Genomic DNA, 15899 nt, shown 5'->3' on the forward strand with positions numbered 1-15899 from the left:
GAGCCCACCGAAAAGGATTCGATTCGCGGTCGATCCGGACGGGCTCGCGTGCGAAGCGATGGTCAGGGAATCCGAACTGAGTGTGCCAGCGTGCCGACGCCTTCGACCTCGATTTCGACTTCGTCACCGTCGGCCAGCGGTCCGACGCCTTCTGGCGTGCCAGTTGCGATCACGTCTCCGGGCTCGAGTGTGAGATAGGTCGTAATCTCGGCGATCAGTTCGGGGATCGAAAACACGAGTTGATTGCGGGAGCCGTCCTGTCGCAGGTCGCCGTTTACGCGGGTCCGAACGGCTGCATCGTCGGGAATCTCGTCGGGTGTCGCGAGGACGGGTCCCATCGGGGCCGCGCCGTCGAACGCCTTTCCACGGATCCAATTCTGTTCCTGGCGCTGATCGTCTCGATTCGAGAGATCGTTCACGCACGTAAATCCCGCCACCGCATCCATGGCGTCGGCTTCGGAGACGTAACGACACTGCTCGCCGATGACGACGCCGAGTTCGGCTTCGTGATCGATGCGCTCTTTGCCTGCGGGGAGGGTGACGGTATCGTCGTGGGCTGCGAGCGCGTTCGGTGGCTTCAAAAAGAGCATCGGCCGGTCGGGAACCTCGGAGTCGAGTTCCGCTGCGTGGTCGGCGTAGTTCTTGCCGATGCACACGATCTTCGAGGGTTCCGACGGCGGCAGGACGTCGATCTCGTCGCTCTCGATCGAATAGCTCTCGGTTGCGAAGTGGACTGTTCCGTTCTCGTACTCGCCACGACGAACGGCACCGGCCGGGTCGCGAAAACGCGCGTATTTCATACCCAGTGAAATAGACACCGGCTATCAAAAACGTTGAGAAGTCGGCGAGCGCGGGCATCGTGATGTCTTGGCCGTTCGGTCCGGAGGGCGGAATCCATCGATCGGGCGGCAAGTGCTCCACTATACGTATCTTTCGAGCTCTGCGTACGCCTCGCGAGCCGCCCGGTCGGGTTCGTCGGGATAGGTATAGAGTTCCACCGTCGCGAAGCCGTCGTAACCGATATCATCGAGTGCATTGAAGATGTTCCGGAAGTCAAGGTCGCCTTCGCCGGGGATGCGATGGTAGTGTTTGCCTCTGGGGCCGCCGACGATGTCCTCGAGGTGGACGCCGGTGATGGAACCGGCGCTGGCGCGGATGCTCTCCGCGACGTCCTCCCCGTAGACCGCCGCGTGGCCGACATCGAGGTTGACGCCGAGTGAGTCTTGACCCACGTCCTCGATGAGCGCGAGTACCTCGTCGGTGTTCTCGACCAGCAGTTCGGGCTCGAACTCGATTCCTATCTCGACGTCTCCGGCCACTGCGTAATCGAGGATTTCGTCCAGCGATTTCCGGAGGGATTCGTGCGCTTCCGCGGGCAACGTGCCGGGTAGCGGGCGGCCGGTCGCCAGACAGACCGCGGGCGAGTCGACGGTCTTGGCGAGGTCGATCGCCCGTTTCGTGTAATCCACGCGCCACTCGCGGGCTGCATCGTCTGCGCGTATCACGCTCGGTTCGAAGAACGCCGACGGCGGCGCGTCGGTGTAATACCCCATCGCCGTGTTCGCGTTGACGTTCGAAACCGCGATATCGGAGCCGTCGAGAGCCTCGAGCAACTCGTCTCGTTCGTCGTCGCCGAAGTCCGGGAAGTAGGCGTGGGGGTCGTCACCGAGCAGTTCCACGCCGGCGTAGCCGTGGTCCGCGATCCGGCGGACTGCCTCGGGGAGATCGTATTTGGTGTACGCGTTCGTCGAGAAAGCGAGTTCGACCATCGATCCTGGTGTCGTACATCGACGAGTCACTAATTCGTTGGCCCGACGAACGCGAAGACTGGAAGACTAGGAGAACCCGCTCGTAATCGGTCAGGGGATGAGATCGGCGGACGTCGTGACCGGGACCGATCCGTATTCGGTGCGTTCGCCGTGGCGCGATGAGTTGTATGCGATCCGGCTCAAAGTTGTGAGACGACTCCAGAACGGCAGCGCAGAGCCGATGGCTCCGGGGCTAAACGAATAAATCGACGTATATCGTATACTGAATTACTGATCCAATCCACCTATGGCGAACTACGGCCGCTGGCTCGTCACCCGTTTCTGATGGCTGCCATAGTCACGGAGACGCTGGTCGTTCTGGGCAATCAGAGTACCCAAGCGATTGCTGTTGGAGCCGGATATCTACCGCTGGAACTGGGTACCGACGCCGCCGAAGTAGTGATCGGTGACTACGCTGGTAACGTTCTCCTCGGTGTTGCCACATGGGTCTCGCAGGCTGGTCGGCGTGAGCCGGCGGACTGTTGCCCGCAGCATGCTTCACCGCAGTTGGCGGATGGGTTCTTCTCGATGGCAGACAGCATCTCCGGTACGGCGTCGAGCGAAGTGTTGTGGTTCGGGGCACCACTGGTGGAACCGGACCGCGTCGAGCTATTCCCCGTTTGCTCGTCGGTCGTCTCCTCGAACCGTTCCGCCTCGATCACGACGATTACTAGCGATGCCGCGGAGAGTACGCACGACAGATCCGCAAGACAATCACGTCACATCGATTACTCGCGAGGAGACTACTGCCGGAACGAGGAAAGCCCCCGTAGCAACCCCCCAGCCAACCCCGGCCGCGGCGGCGAAGCCCGCATCGAGCAACACGAGCCCGAGGACGCACGCGCCGACCGCCGGTCCGACGGTACTCGGGACGGGATCGGCGAACGCGGCTCGCAGGGGCCGCCCGACCCACCAGCAAAACGCGGCAGCGAACGCGAGCGCGACGCCGCTCTCGAGGACGGACGGGCCCACGTTCACGAGATGCCAGCCGAGCGTGAGCACCGCCGCTGTCGCACCCGCAGCGGCGACTGCGACGGCACCCCGATTCTCTCCCTCCGTCTCTCGAGCGGCCATGAACGTGACGGCGGCGATGTAGCCGGTGACGGCTGCGGGAACGGCGAGCAGTCGGATCGGCGACTCGAACACCGATCTCCCGACAGCAGTTGTACCGAGAACCACGTTTAGTCCCCGTGTCGTCCCCATCGCGAGGAATCCAGCTGTCGTTCCCTTCAAGAGACCGTCGTAGGTGACGACTGCGACGGCGATGAGTCCGGCGGCGACTGCAGCCGGTCGGCCGGCGACGCCGAACGCGATCCCGACGGCGAGCGCCAACAGCGCGAACCCGAGTCCGAATGCGGTGTGGCGCGACACGCGGCCGGACGGGATCGGCCGGTCGGGACGGTGGCGAACGTCTACTGGGGCGTCGAAGGCGTCGTTGAGTGTCGTGCCGCCGGCGTACAATATGACCGAGCCGATCGCGAGTCCGCCGACCGTGACCGACGTCGGGTCGTGGCCAGTGACGGCCACCAGGGCAGCCCCGAGAATCACGTCCGGCGGCGCCGTAAAGAGGTTCGGGATTCGGACCAGTTCGGCGATCGCCTCGAGCGTCGCCCGGGGACCGCGTTTGGGAGCGGCTCCACCCTCACCGTCGACCGCGTCCGTGTTTCCGTTGCGATCCGACGAGACGCCGCCGGTCACCCTACGCCCACCCGCGTTCCTCGAGGTAGTACATCGCCTCGCGCGCGGTCTCGATCGGCGTCTCCTCGTAGGGGTAGAGTTCGACGGTGACGAAGCCCTCGTAGCCCCGGTTCTCGAGTTCAGTAAGGAAAGCATCGATCTCCATCGCGCCGTCGCCGAGCTGGGTATGTTCGTGACTCCTGTCGGCCGGAATGTCCTCGAGGTGGTAGTGACGAGTGGACTCCCAGAGCGGGTCGATCAGATCGATCGGGTTCTCGCCGACGCAGTAGAAGTGGCCGGCATCGAAGTTGCACTTGACTCGATCGGAGTCGACGCGCTCGATAAGTTCCAGAAACTCGTCTGCGGTCTCGATCAACAGATCGGGTTCGGGTTCGACGAGGAGGTCGACGCCGACGCGTTCGGCCTTCGGGATGACCGACTCGAGGCCGTCGACGAAAGTATCCATCGCCCACTCGCGCGATCTGTCGTCGGGGATCGGTCCGCCGGGTTCGATCGAAATGTAAGGGAGACCGAGGTCGGCCGCGGTATCGAGCGCCGCGAGGGTGTACTCGATTCGCTCCCGTCGATACGCCTGGTCGGGTTCGATGTACGACGGGTGATGGAAGTCCTCGATCGCGGTCAGCATGAACGCGTTGCCGTTGCTGACGGTGATTCCGTTCCAGTCGAGGGCTTTCTCGACACGTTCGCGCTCCTCGTCCGTCGCGGTGGGCGGATAGAGGTGGGGCTCGTCGAACAGCAACTCGACACCGTCGTACCCCGCGTCGGCGATGGCTTCGATGGCGTCCTCGAGATGATACTCGCGAAAGGCGTTGGTGGAGAAACCGAACTGCATCTCAGGCCTCGTAGTCGAAATTCGGGGATTGGTCGAAGAACTCGTAAGGATTCTCGAAGATCACTTTGCGGACCTCCTCGCGGTCCCAGCCGCGGTCGATCATCCGGTCGCGGGCTTTCGGTACCGCAAGCGGATCCGACGGGTCCCAGTCGGCGGCGCTGTTGAAGATCATGTTGTCGGTGCCGTACTCCTCGAGGAGACCGATCGCCGAGTCGGCCTCGATCTTGCCGGGATAGAGCGTAAAGCCAATCCAGCAATCCGTTCGCGTCGAGATGTCGATCGTATTCTCGGTGTTGTGATCGATGATGATTCGCTCCTGGGTGACGCCCATCTCCTCGATGATGTCGACGATGTGCTCGGTTCCCGATGGCTTGTCAGTGTGAGGTGTGTGGACGATTACGGGGAGTTCGCGGTCCTCCGCGATTTCTAACTGGCGGCGAAACGCCCACTCTTCGTCGTCGGTGACCTGGTCGAAGCCGATCTCGCCGACGCCGACGACGGGGTCGCGGTCGAGGTACTCCGGAATCCGGTCGACGACCTTCTCGGCCATGTCGCGGTAGTTGGCTTCCTTCGGCTCGAGACCGATCGTAACGTAATGATCCACGTTGGCGGCTCGCTCGGCGCGGTCGGTTTCGTGCTCGATGATCTGCTCGAAGTAGTCGAAGAATGCACCCGCGTGGTGTTTGTCCTGACCGCTCCAGAACGCGGGCTCGATACAGCACTCGACTCCCGCTCGCCGCGCTCGCCGGTAGTCCTCGGCAGAGCGCGAGACCATGTGCATATGTGGATCGATAATCCGCATACCCGCCGTTCGACGAGTGATCGGTTTGGTGCACCGATCGTTCGAACAGCAAAGCCGACGTTGATGACGGAAAAACGATCGGGCTCGACCGCGGAATACGTTGTTGTGACCGGTCAAACTGGTCTTACTTCTACTACGCGAGTCATAACGAAAGTCGTCGGGTCCCGAGTTTCGCGGGAATGCCAGCTATCGAACGAGCGACGGGAGCGACACGTCGTCGTACTATCGCTTCGGCCCGCGCTGAGCGAGAACCCACGTTACGACGACAGCGCGACCAGCCGTCGAGACTCACCGATCCCAGATGAACCGGAGCGACCACCGCTTGGCCGGCGACAGAACCGGCGTCTGGCTCGTCGGTGCGCGCGGAAACGTGGCAACGATGTCGATCGTCGGCGCTCGCGCGATCGCCGCGGGGAAGACCGACACGACCGGAATGGTCACCAAACGTGAACCGGTCTCAAGTCTCGACCTTCCGCCGATCGAGGGGCTCGTTTTCGGCGGCCACGATATCGATCCGGAGTCGCTCGTCACCCAGGCCGAACTCCAGTGCGACCGAAACGACGTGCCCGACGAAACGACGCTCGCAGCCGTCCGAGACGACCTCGCTGCGATCGACGACCGGATCGAGGTCGGAACGGCGGTCAACTGCGGTGCCGCGGTTACCGAGGAAAGCGAACGGATCGACGACTCACTCGCGATCCGAGACGTCATCGAGCAGATACGGGACGATTACGAAACATTCCGAAACCACCACGGTATCGACCGGCTCGTCGTGGTCAACGTCGCCTCGACGGAGCCCGAACCCACTGAGCCGGAGCGCTACGACGACCGCGACGGACTCGAGCGCGCAATCGACGAGAACGACCGCGAGTTGCCAGCGAGCGTTCTCTACGCCTACGCCGCGATCGATTCCGGGCATCCGTTCGTCAACTTCACGCCGAGTACGGCCAATGCGGTGGGGGGAATCCGCGACCTCGCCGCTACGGAATCCGTCCCGCACATGGGACGTGATGCAAAGACCGGGGAGACGCTCGTCAAGTCCGCGCTCGCGCCGATGTTCGCCGGCCGCAACCTGCAGGTGTTGAGCTGGGAGGGGCACAACATTCTGGGCAACAAAGACGGCTTGGTCCTCGAGGACGACGCGAACGCGGCCGGCAAACTCGCGAGCAAAGGCGACGTGCTCGATTCGATCCTGCCCGAAATCGGCCACAATCGGGTTCGAATCGATTACACGCCGTCGCTGGCCGACTGGAAGACCGCCTGGGACTACATCCACTTCGAAGGCTTCCTCGAGACCGAGATGACGATGCAGTTCACCTGGGAAGGATCAGACTCCGCGCTGGCCGCGCCGCTCGTCCTCGATCTGGTGCGCCTGATCGCCCATGCCGACCGATACGGCGACGGTGGACTTCAGCCCCAACTCGCGTCGTTCTTCAAAGCCCCGATCGGAGTCGACGACCACGATTTTTCCCGCCAACTGGATCTGTTGTACGACTACGCCCGACAGGATCGCTGACACCCACGAACCGCTGTCCGACTCGAAAGCGACCGATCAACCCGAACGAGAACTGACCGACGCGAACGATACCCGATTGACTCGAACGCGAACGGATCGAACCGACGGTCCGACGACCCGAACCACCGCAACCGCCACGCGACTCACCCCGATACGACCTCCGAAATCCCATGACCGACCCACAGATTCCCCAGACGACGGAGACGGCTGGCCGAATAATCGTCCTCGACATCGTCGGCCTCCAGCCCCAGCATATAGACGCCGATAGAATGCCGACGCTCGAGTCGTTCTTCCCGAACGACCGCGTGACCGACCTTCGGCCACCGTTTCCGGCCGTAACCGTTCCCGCCCAGACGACGCTCGCGACGGGACAACGGCCGGAAACCCACGGAGACGTGTCGAGCGGAGAGTACGACCGTGAACGGGAGACCGCCGAATTTTGGGAACGCGACCGCGACGGTCGCGATCGAATCTGGGAAACCGCAAGCGACGAAGCGGGGCTGACTACCGGCGTTTTGAACTTCCAACACTTGATCGGGACCAGCGCCGACGTGGCCGTCACGCCGTCGCCGATCGAAGACGAAAACAACGACATTCTCGAGATGAACTGCTGGTCGAACCCGGATGGATTCTACGACGACCTCCGCGAGGAACTGAATCACTTTCCGCTACACAACTACTGGGGTCCCGGTGCGAACGAAGCGGGAAGCCGATGGATTCTCGCGGCCGCTCGCGAGGCGATCGAGCGTTTCGATCCGGATATGCTCTGGATCTACGTGCCACACCTCGACTACGTCGGACAGAGCGACGGTCCGGGGAGCGACGCCTTCGAGGAGGAACTGGGGGTCGTCGACGAACTCCTCGAGGAATTCCTCACTCCCCTCACCGAGACCGACCGCTGGGACGAGACGGTTCTCGCACTCGTCAGCGAGTACGGATTTCACGACGTGGACCGGCCGGTGTTCCCGAACCGTGCGCTCCGCGAGGCCGGACTGCTCGACGTGGCTGACGACGGTGACGTAGACATCGCCGGTTCGGATGCGTTCGCGATGGTCGACCACCAGATCGCACACGTCTACGCCGACGAGGGGTCGGTCGATGCAGCTCACAACGCACTCGAAGCGCTCGAGGGCGTCGACGACGTTCTCGGCGAATCCGGGACGGAACACCGCGGGATCGACCACCCCAATGCGGGCGAGATCGTCCTCGTCGCGGCTCCGGACGCGTGGTTCCAGTACTACTGGTGGGACGACACCGCGAACGCACCGCCGTACGCGACCGAGATGGACATTCACGCGAAACCCGGCTTCGACCCGTGCGAACTGTTCATCGGCGACGAGGGACTCGTCTCGCTCGACGCGACGAAGGTACGCGGGTCACACGGCCGCGTCGACGGGTCGGCGTTCGGCTGTTTCGGCCTCGGAGGCCCGGCGGGGCCCGCGCTTCAGGGTGACGGTGCAGTCGACGCGACCGACGTCACGCCGACGATCATCGACCTGCTCGGTCTCGACCTCGACTCGTCGATCCCGCTCGAGGGCTCGTCGCTCCGCAGTTCCCCGGAGTGATGCGGAAAGTGCGTGACTCCGTAGCACTCGCGGTTCGGAACGGAACGTTTTTCACTAGCCCGGGGCAACGAGTGAGTACAGGCTCCGTTGGTGTAGTCCGGCCAATCATTTCGGCCTTTCGAGCCGATGACCTGGGTTCAAATCCCAGACGGAGCACTCTTCTGAACGAACGAAGCGAGTGGAGAAGGGAGCGCACGCTCTGGGATTTGAATTAGAGAAACGCAAGCGATAGCGAGCGTTTCGCGTAGTTCAAATCCCAGACGGAGCACTACTGCGAGCGGAGAGCGAAGCGCGCACGGATGGGGTTTGACCGAGACCAGTCGGGTGCAGCGTAGCGAACACGTCTGTGTTGGGTTCAACCCCAGGACGGAGCATACGACGGCTTCGAAGTCATGCGATTTTCACTTCGCTCTCAACTGGGATAGGCGAAGCCGTCAAAGGACACGGTTAACGAAACCGCTATCAAAATCAACAGCGGGTACTCTTGGCTGTACGCTGCAATCGACCTCGATACAAAGCTGATTCTCGACGTGGAATTGTTCGGACGACACGGAACCGATCCGGCGGTTGCGTTTCTGCATGGACCCCGTGAGGACCACGATCTCTCAAAGGCAATGTTTCTCGTCGGTCAGCTTGGCTACAGGGCTGCTCTTGCTCGATTAGGATTGAACGGTCGGGTAGACTGACCGAAACCGCATCGGAAAGTGGTTTCACACGCTCAAAATGCGCATCGACCGTTTCCACAACCCGTGGATGGGCAGTCGGGCGAGTGCACGCGAATGGTTTGAACAGTTCGTGCAGTACTACAACCATCAAAGACCACATCAATCGCTCGACGAACGAACGCCAGTTGACGAGGTGCCAAACGAGACAATGCCAGTCACCACATCCTGTCCGACGCCATATATGTGTTAACAATCATATTATGGGGCCGGATTAGAGTGGTTTCTCATAGACGTACTCCGTGACCTCCGGTTTCAGGTCGCTATCCTGGGTTCCGGTCCGTTCGAAGCCGGCCGATTCGTAGAACGAGACACCCACCTCATTGTCCGCGAGGACGGCAAGGTACAGCCGATCGTACTCACTGTGGAGGGTGTCCTGGACTCGCTTGAGCAGCGCCGTACCGATTCCCTCTCCCCACCAGTCGGGACGGACATAGATCCGGTTCAGCGACGCGACCGCAGGTCGCTCGCGGTGTGGGCCGGTATGCGCGAAGCCGACAGGTTCGTCCGCTTCCTCGGCGATCAGGAAGACGGCATCTTCACGGGCACGTGCCTCAACAATTGACGCCTCGAGGTCCTCAAGTGTGTACCACCGGTCTATCGTCTCAGTGACGGTCTCCTCCCCGATGATCGGGTCGTAGGCGGCGTGCCAGCTCTCGCGAGCGATGTCGCGGATTGCCGTCGCGTCGTCCGGGACTGCACATCGAACGTCCGGAGACACGTTCCGTTGTTTGACACCCTGGGAATAAGCTGTTTCTCTGCTTCACTGATTGGTCATAGGAATCCTCAATAGACACCCCCTCGCTGAACAATGAGTACTGTTAGTTATCTGGCGAAGCGCATTTCTCAGTAGTCATCCCTCTATTCGTGTTATACTCCTACTCTCTATTCAGCAAAGACTGCATGAGTAGTGAGTAGCCTGTTAGTTAGCGATGATGCGCTTATCGGAGTGCATCTGGGGTCGCTGATCCGAAAATCCGGATATATTTTTGGGGTGTTGCGAGATTGTTCCACCCCATAAGACTCGAAGCGGGACTGGCACAACTCCCTGATACGCGTGATAGCTTGCAGCTGTTGCTCGCAAACAGTGTGGCACTTTGGGTGCCGCCGGTCATCTACTGCCTCGTCCTAGCCGTTAGGTTGGTCTGCCGTAATAGCTACGGACCGGAGTGTGGTGTGCGAGGTCACCCGTTACACTTGGGGCGCTTCGCGTTTCTCGACGAGGCCCAGTCCGTACATCGTTAAGACTGCGTCGTCACTCTGGTTCGTTGTCGTGACTGGTAATCGCGTGTGGCCATACGCGGGGTTGTCACCGGCGCGCTTTTCCACCAGTTCGGTCGTTACCGAGAGGATGTCTCTAGCATACACTGGTTGGTGCCACCGGACTCCATCCATCCCCCGACCGCCGAGGGTAGCATTGTCGTTCATGTATCCTGTGACGAGCAACCGGGCTGACAGCGCGCAGGGTAACCACCCGCTGGCGATCAGGTCGCCGAACAGCGACTCCGTCGCAGCGTCCTCGTCAACGTGGATCGGCTGGGGGCGTAGCGCTCTGCGAATTCCAGCATCTATTCCTCAGTCATCTCGATGCTCCCGCACTCATAGGTCGTTCCTTCCTCTAGGTCCTCGAAGTAGCGCTTGTCATCGTCTGTTATTGCTCTATGTGCTGAGAACAGGTGCTACTGGATATAGCTGACCGGATCTAGTGGCGATTGAACCGAGTTCACAGTCAGCGGAGAAGAAGATCACACAGCAACAACATCTGCACCGTACGGTTTCAACACCCCTGCTCTGGAATGTGTATCGTGTGGGATTCGCGCTGTGTATTCCGCGCGGCTCTGCCTATCGGGCGCTGATCCGCTAGTACGTGATAATCTCGTAGCCGTCGTCGACCAGCGATCGGATACTCGGGTGGCCGCCGTTTTCGTCGACCGTCTCGACGCCGGTATCGGCGACAGCCTCGTCGACGCCGAAGGCGTTAGCACAGTAGTCACAGACCGCAACCTCCTCGCTGAGTGACCGATAGAGCTCGTGGTAATCGTGATCTTCATCTTCCAGTTCCGGAACCCACTCCGTCCCGGCACTGTCGAATATCACCTCCAGCTCGTCGTCGGGATTTTCGTCGAACTCTCGCGCCGCCTCGAGGCCGTTTACGAGTCGGCCGAGGTCGCTGTGCGATTCGGTGCCCGCCAGAATGACGATCGCTGTCTCTGCCATTGCGGCCGAAACTGAGATCCGGTATTACAAAAGCCGACGCCGGTTGTGTACGTTGCGCACGGATCCGGCGAATACGCCAGGAAAGCCGAGTCTGCGGTCACTCTTCGGGCGCGTGATCGTGACCGTGGTCGTGGGTGTGACCGGGGTCGTCATTGTGATGATGGTCGTGGTCGTGCCCATCGCCGAGCGTGAACTGCCCCGAGAATGCGCGCTGGACGACCTCCGGGAGCGCCGGGTGAATGTGGACCGATTGGCGGATGTCGTGAACCGTCCCGGTGCCGGCCGTCATCGCGACGACGACCTCCTGGATCAGGCTCGAGGCGCCGGGGCCGATGATGTGACAGCCGAGGATCTTTCCCTCGGTGTCGATGAGCGGTTTGACGAATCCCTCTGCGTGCATCGCGCTCCCGCGAGCCGTCTCCTCGTAGGGGTAGACGCGTTTCGCGTACTCGCGGTCGGTTGCGCGCAACTCTTGTTCGGTCAGCCCGACCCCCGCGACCTCCGGCGAGGCGAAGACGGCGAACGGCATCGCCGAATAGTCGGCCGGCACGAGGTCGTCACCGAAGAGGTTACGTGTGACGGTCCGCGCCTCGTGGTTGGCGTTGTGTTTCAGCAAGTACTCGCCGACGATGTCGCCGAGTGCCCAGACGCCGTCCGCGGTCGTCCGAAGGTACTCATCCGTTTGGATGAAGCCGTCTGCGTCCGTTTCGACGCCGGCAGCCTCGAGATTCAGCGTATCGGTGTTGGGGATTCGTCCGGCAGCGACGAGGAGTTCGTCTCCAGTGACAGTGAGACGCTCGTCTCCCCTCGTCCCACCGCCGTCGGAGTACGTATAGGAGCGTGCCTCGACGGTGATCGAGCCGCCGTCTCTGGAAACGGCCGCGGCCTCGTAGCCGGCGTGGACGTCGAACCGATCGGCGTACCGTTCGGTAAACGCCGCGCTCACTTCCTCGTCGGCGTCCGGGAGCATGTTCGGTCGGCGGCTGACGATCGACACGTCGCTGTCGAACGTTCCGAAGAACTGGGCGAGTTCGGCCGCGATGTAGCCGCCGCCGACGATGACGAGACGGTCCGGCGGCGTTTGCAACTGGAGTGCCTCGGTACTGGTGAGGTAGTCGACATCGTCGATGCCGTCCATGTTGGGAACCGCCGGTCGGGTTCCCGCTGCGACGAGGACGGTGTCCGCGCGGAGACGCGACTCGTCGGCCTCACCGCCGGAAAGTTCGAGCGTTCGCTCGTCGACGAAATGCGCTTTTGCTTCGTACAGGTCGATGCGATCCGACGAGTGGAGACCACGCCTGATCGAGTCCGAACTGCCGTGTACATCTTCGGTGACGTCGCGAACGATGTCCGCGAACGCGACATCGTCGACTGTTGCATCGATTCCGAATTCGTCCGCACGCTCGATCGTTTCGACAACGTCGGCGTGATACAGGAGTTTCTTCGACGGAATACAGCCCCGATTGAGGCAGGTACCGCCGAGTCTCCCTTTTTCGACGACTGCGACCGATTGGCCCTGATTCGCCGCCGCGTTCGCTACGTCGAGACCGGAACCAGAACCGATGACGAGAAAGTCGTACTCCTCCATGGACACAACAGGACCTCCATGATCATGAACGTCGGGCCAGCTCAGTATAATCGGTCTCCCAACTCGCCTCTCGACCGGCCGGGCCAGATCGGCCGGCCCGCCGAGTACCCGCCCAGTCGACGAACGCCGGATCGACTCACTCCTCGAGCGGAGGCCACTCCCACGCGTCGCTTTCGACGACGCCGAGCAAACGCCTGCGTCGTTCGGTCAACCCGGCGAGTGCGGTTGCGAACTCCTCGTCTGCAACCGTCGGGATGCCGTCTTCCCGAAGGCGCTCGAGATTCGGCGACCGCGCGACCGCGGGAGCGGGTTCGATGAACGACTCGTCGAGCGTCTCGAGGTAACTGTGGGTGCCCGCACGGGCCGTTTCGACGACGGCAGGATCGGGGCTGTACTCGTCCGGAATGCCGTGTCGAAAGATGGTGAGCGACTCGTCGAGGATGGGGACAGCCACGGCAGAGGCGCGCTCGCTCTGCTCACTGTGATAGTAGTGGAGGATCGGGTAGGACTCGTGTTGCTCGGCGAGGGTGCTCAGTTCCGACGCGAGGGACTCGAGTGTCAACTCGAGCCCGGAGAAATCCTCCCCGTTCCAGCCCGCACGGACGAATTCCTCGCTCCGACCGCCCAGTCCCGTGACGGTGCTGGCGAACGAGCGTTTATCCGAGACGGCGCCGAGCACGGTGAGGATGTAGGAAACGCCGAGTGTGACGAATGCCATCCCCGAGGCGGTCGTCAAGGCGCTCGCGATTTCCCATACATCCCCCAGCGGGGTGTAGTCGCCGTTGCCGTCCGTAAACATCGTATAGGCGACGTAGTAGAACCGGCCCGCCCAGTCGGCGACCGCGCCGGTTCGGGTGCTGACGATGGACGTCGGGTGGCTCGCGAAGATAAACGTCCACCCGGTCCAGATGAGGGCGATCCACAGCACGAGCGTGGCGGTGAGAGTAAGCGGACCGGCGAGACTGAGCGCTTTGTTGTGGTCACCCGTCGCAATCCGAAGACCGCGCCAGATCCCGGTCGTGAGTCGGCCCGAAATGGGGCCGGAGCCGCCGTCGACCCAGAGGGTCGTCCAGAGAATGTCAACGATCCCACCGACGAGCAACGCAATCCCACCGACGAGGTAGAACGAATTCATTTCGCGGCGGTTTTCACTTCGATGGCGTCGGCTAGGACCGCTGCGATCTCCGCATTCGTCTCGGGACTGTAGTGGCCGCCTTCCCCACGCTCGACGTACAGGGACTCGACGTCGCCGTCGTCAGGCGAGAGGTGCGTCGCCATATCGATCGTCTTCAGCTCATCGTATCGATCGTCGAGACGGGTCATCAGATCGCCGTAGATAGGCCCGTGTTCGGACTCGTACGTCGCGTACCGAAGCTGCTGAACCATGACGAAAACCGGCTCGAAATCCCGTTCGTCCGCGTAGTCTACGAACTCCTCGATGAGCGCGTCGAACAGCGGCTCGTGGGTCTCAAATAGCCGTTCGTGGTACAGAACGCGGGGCCGTTCCAACCGCAGGGCGGAACGGGTCTGGGCCTGGTCGAAGTCGATCCCGAGGATCGATCGCCCCGCTCGGCGCTCGAGTTCCTTGCCGGCCGTGGCGCCGGCGTACCTGAGGTGGTCGCGCTTCTCTAGGAAGTCGGCGGTATAGGGGATCGACGCCAAGTGCGGTTCGAACCAGTGGTCGTAGTGGAAATCGAACTCGTGTAGAAAGTCCGATTTCGACTCGAGATCGAGCAGCTCTTCCTTTTCGTCGATCGGGCTCTCGATGCGTTCGAGGCGGTCGTCCTCGAGGACGTACCGGGGTTTGACTGCGAGGATGTTGCCGAACTCCTGGTAGTGTTTCCAGACGCTCAGGATACGCGCGATCGAGGATGCGGTGACGACCATGAAGACGTAATCAGTCGGATCATCGGGATACGTGCGCTTGAGCCGCATGAGCGCTTGATCGAGGCCGTAGTTGCCGCCGCCGTAGTTTCCGACGTGGGTGTCAAGTTCCTGTGCGAGGTAGTGCTGGAAGGTTTCGTCGTTGTCCACTTCCCGGCAGAAACAGTAGGAGTCGCCGTACGTGGAGACCGTTACGGCGGACTCTTCGTCTCGGTCCTTCGCCGGACAGACTCGACTCGCGTACTCGTCAGTCGAGTAGGTCACGACGCTCCGGACCTCCTCGCCTGGAAGGTGATCGCCCGTATCCTTCTGTTTCTCTCGGTTCGACTGGGGAACCCACCCGAGTTCCGGATCGAAACTGCTGAACTTCCCCAGTAATTCCCGGTCGATTTCCGGGAATTCTTCGGTCGCGACCGAGGGAATCCGCTCGAGCGATCGGTACGAGACGAGTTCCAGTGTCACCACGCCACCGACGACAGCGAGCGCTATCGCGACGAACGGAAGCATCGGATTTCCCTTACAGAAGGGAGACCAAGGGGGTTATGCCGGAATCTGCCATTTTCCAAGTGACCGAATCAGATCCCGCCTCGCACGGGTGTCGTAGTTGCCAACGCGCTCTTTTATTTTGAGTGGCGGTCGAAACGACACTTCCTGGTTCGGTACCGACAACTGCGAATCGATCGTACAAACAGCGGCAGCGACCGAAAATATTTACTTCGTTATGATAAATGGCGAGATCATGACCGTATTCTCGGCAGCACCTCCTGTGCTTACGGAAAGTGTTTCTCGGCGAAACGTGTTTGCGTTGCTAGGAGTGGTCGCTTCGATCCTTGTATCTGGATGTAGTGATTTCCTCATATCCGCTGGTTCGGAGGGTGAAGATGACACAATCGAGATTATGGTTGAAAACCGAACGGAGGAGTTCGCGAGAATGGGTGTCCGGGTAGAGAATGAGGAAGAAGAAATGATGTTTAGTCGCGTGTACGAACTCGACCCCGGTCACCTCGATTCCTCTGCTGGTATCGAAGCGACACCGTCAACTGTGACAGTTTTCACTCCCGACGGTCCCTCCGCGACGTGGAAGTATGCACCTGATCTGGATATAGACTGTGACGGCGAGGACATCGGAATTGCGTTACAACCTGACGGTTCGATCGATTCGTGGTATGCCTGTTAAGGACACTCGCGGGACTCACAGCGACTTTTACGGCCACCTCCGAACGACGACACTCAGCCACTATCGACCGTTCAGACGGCCATCATCGTC

The 15899-nt window shown here is 61.4% G+C and carries 15 protein-coding genes, 1 tRNA gene and 1 pseudogene; 5 read left to right on the plus strand and 12 right to left on the minus strand.

Features of this window, described 5'->3' with window-relative positions; all coding sequences use genetic code 11:
- Positions 1 to 62: 62 nt before the first annotated feature.
- The 6 genes from HYG82_RS24425 to HYG82_RS24445 form a co-directional block, all read right to left on the minus strand.
- Positions 63 to 800 carry a fumarylacetoacetate hydrolase family protein gene (locus tag HYG82_RS24425; protein WP_179259728.1) on the minus strand — a complete coding sequence of 246 codons (738 nt, stop codon included), beginning with the start codon at positions 798 to 800 and terminating at the stop codon, positions 63 to 65.
- Between the two features lie 120 nt (positions 801 to 920).
- Positions 921 to 1769: a sugar phosphate isomerase/epimerase family protein gene (locus HYG82_RS24430; RefSeq protein ID WP_179259729.1), complete on the minus strand. Its 849-nt coding sequence runs from the start codon at positions 1767 to 1769 to the stop codon at positions 921 to 923.
- A 402-nt stretch (positions 1770 to 2171) separates the two neighbouring features.
- Complete coding sequence (locus HYG82_RS44260) at positions 2172 to 2303, minus strand: hypothetical protein (RefSeq protein WP_284145026.1); 132 nt, start codon at positions 2301 to 2303, stop codon at positions 2172 to 2174.
- 219 nt (positions 2304 to 2522) lie between these two features.
- Positions 2523 to 3506: a UbiA family prenyltransferase gene (locus tag HYG82_RS24435; RefSeq protein WP_179259730.1), complete on the minus strand. Its 984-nt coding sequence runs from the start codon at positions 3504 to 3506 to the stop codon at positions 2523 to 2525.
- Between the two features lies 1 nt (position 3507).
- On the minus strand, positions 3508 to 4338 hold the full coding sequence (locus tag HYG82_RS24440; RefSeq protein WP_179259731.1) for a sugar phosphate isomerase/epimerase family protein: 831 nt from the start codon (positions 4336 to 4338) through the stop codon (positions 3508 to 3510).
- A gap of 1 nt (position 4339) precedes the next feature.
- Positions 4340 to 5140: a TatD family hydrolase gene (locus HYG82_RS24445; protein ID WP_179259732.1), complete on the minus strand. Its 801-nt coding sequence runs from the start codon at positions 5138 to 5140 to the stop codon at positions 4340 to 4342.
- Positions 5141 to 5441: 301 nt separating this feature from the next.
- On the opposite strand from HYG82_RS24445, the gene HYG82_RS24450 reads away from it, so the two are divergent.
- The 4 genes and pseudogenes from HYG82_RS24450 to HYG82_RS24465 form a co-directional block, all read left to right on the plus strand.
- Positions 5442 to 6656 carry an inositol-3-phosphate synthase gene (locus tag HYG82_RS24450; RefSeq protein ID WP_179259733.1) on the plus strand — a complete coding sequence of 405 codons (1215 nt, stop codon included), beginning with the start codon at positions 5442 to 5444 and terminating at the stop codon, positions 6654 to 6656.
- A gap of 170 nt (positions 6657 to 6826) precedes the next feature.
- A complete protein-coding gene (locus tag HYG82_RS24455; protein WP_179259734.1) occupies positions 6827 to 8221 on the plus strand; it encodes an alkaline phosphatase family protein in 1395 nt (464 codons plus the stop codon).
- A gap of 81 nt (positions 8222 to 8302) precedes the next feature.
- Positions 8303 to 8377, plus strand: a tRNA-Glu gene (locus HYG82_RS24460).
- A gap of 290 nt (positions 8378 to 8667) precedes the next feature.
- A pseudogene (locus tag HYG82_RS24465) lies at positions 8668 to 9136 on the plus strand (integrase core domain-containing protein); the annotation flags it as partial.
- Positions 9137 to 9157: 21 nt separating this feature from the next.
- On the opposite strand, the gene HYG82_RS24470 reads toward HYG82_RS24465, so the two are convergent.
- From HYG82_RS24470 to HYG82_RS24495, 6 genes are all read right to left on the minus strand, one after another.
- Positions 9158 to 9664: a GNAT family N-acetyltransferase gene (locus HYG82_RS24470; RefSeq protein ID WP_179259735.1), complete on the minus strand. Its 507-nt coding sequence runs from the start codon at positions 9662 to 9664 to the stop codon at positions 9158 to 9160.
- A 470-nt stretch (positions 9665 to 10134) separates the two neighbouring features.
- Entirely contained in the window at positions 10135 to 10515 is a 381-nt protein-coding gene (locus tag HYG82_RS24475) for a MaoC/PaaZ C-terminal domain-containing protein (RefSeq protein ID WP_179264347.1), read from the minus strand.
- 288 nt (positions 10516 to 10803) lie between these two features.
- Positions 10804 to 11160 carry a DsrE family protein gene (locus HYG82_RS24480; protein ID WP_179259736.1) on the minus strand — a complete coding sequence of 119 codons (357 nt, stop codon included), beginning with the start codon at positions 11158 to 11160 and terminating at the stop codon, positions 10804 to 10806.
- A gap of 97 nt (positions 11161 to 11257) precedes the next feature.
- The gene (locus tag HYG82_RS24485; RefSeq protein ID WP_179259737.1) at positions 11258 to 12748 is read right to left on the minus strand and encodes a dihydrolipoyl dehydrogenase; all 1491 of its coding nucleotides are present in this window, start codon (positions 12746 to 12748) and stop codon (positions 11258 to 11260) included.
- A gap of 136 nt (positions 12749 to 12884) precedes the next feature.
- Positions 12885 to 13883 (minus strand): two pore domain potassium channel family protein, encoded by a 999-nt coding sequence (locus HYG82_RS24490; protein ID WP_179259738.1) that lies wholly within the window; start codon positions 13881 to 13883, stop codon positions 12885 to 12887.
- Positions 13880 to 15139 carry a hypothetical protein gene (locus HYG82_RS24495; RefSeq protein WP_179259739.1) on the minus strand — a complete coding sequence of 420 codons (1260 nt, stop codon included), beginning with the start codon at positions 15137 to 15139 and terminating at the stop codon, positions 13880 to 13882. The genes HYG82_RS24490 and HYG82_RS24495 overlap by 4 nt, the downstream gene beginning before the upstream one ends.
- 232 nt (positions 15140 to 15371) lie before the next feature.
- Here HYG82_RS24495 and HYG82_RS24500 point away from each other — a divergent pair, with 232 nt between their 5' ends.
- Complete coding sequence (locus HYG82_RS24500; RefSeq protein WP_179259740.1) at positions 15372 to 15809, plus strand: hypothetical protein; 438 nt, start codon at positions 15372 to 15374, stop codon at positions 15807 to 15809.
- Positions 15810 to 15899: the final 90 nt, after the last annotated feature.

The organism is Natrinema halophilum, from assembly GCF_013402815.2.
GTDB lineage: Archaea > Halobacteriota > Halobacteria > Halobacteriales > Natrialbaceae > Natrinema > Natrinema halophilum.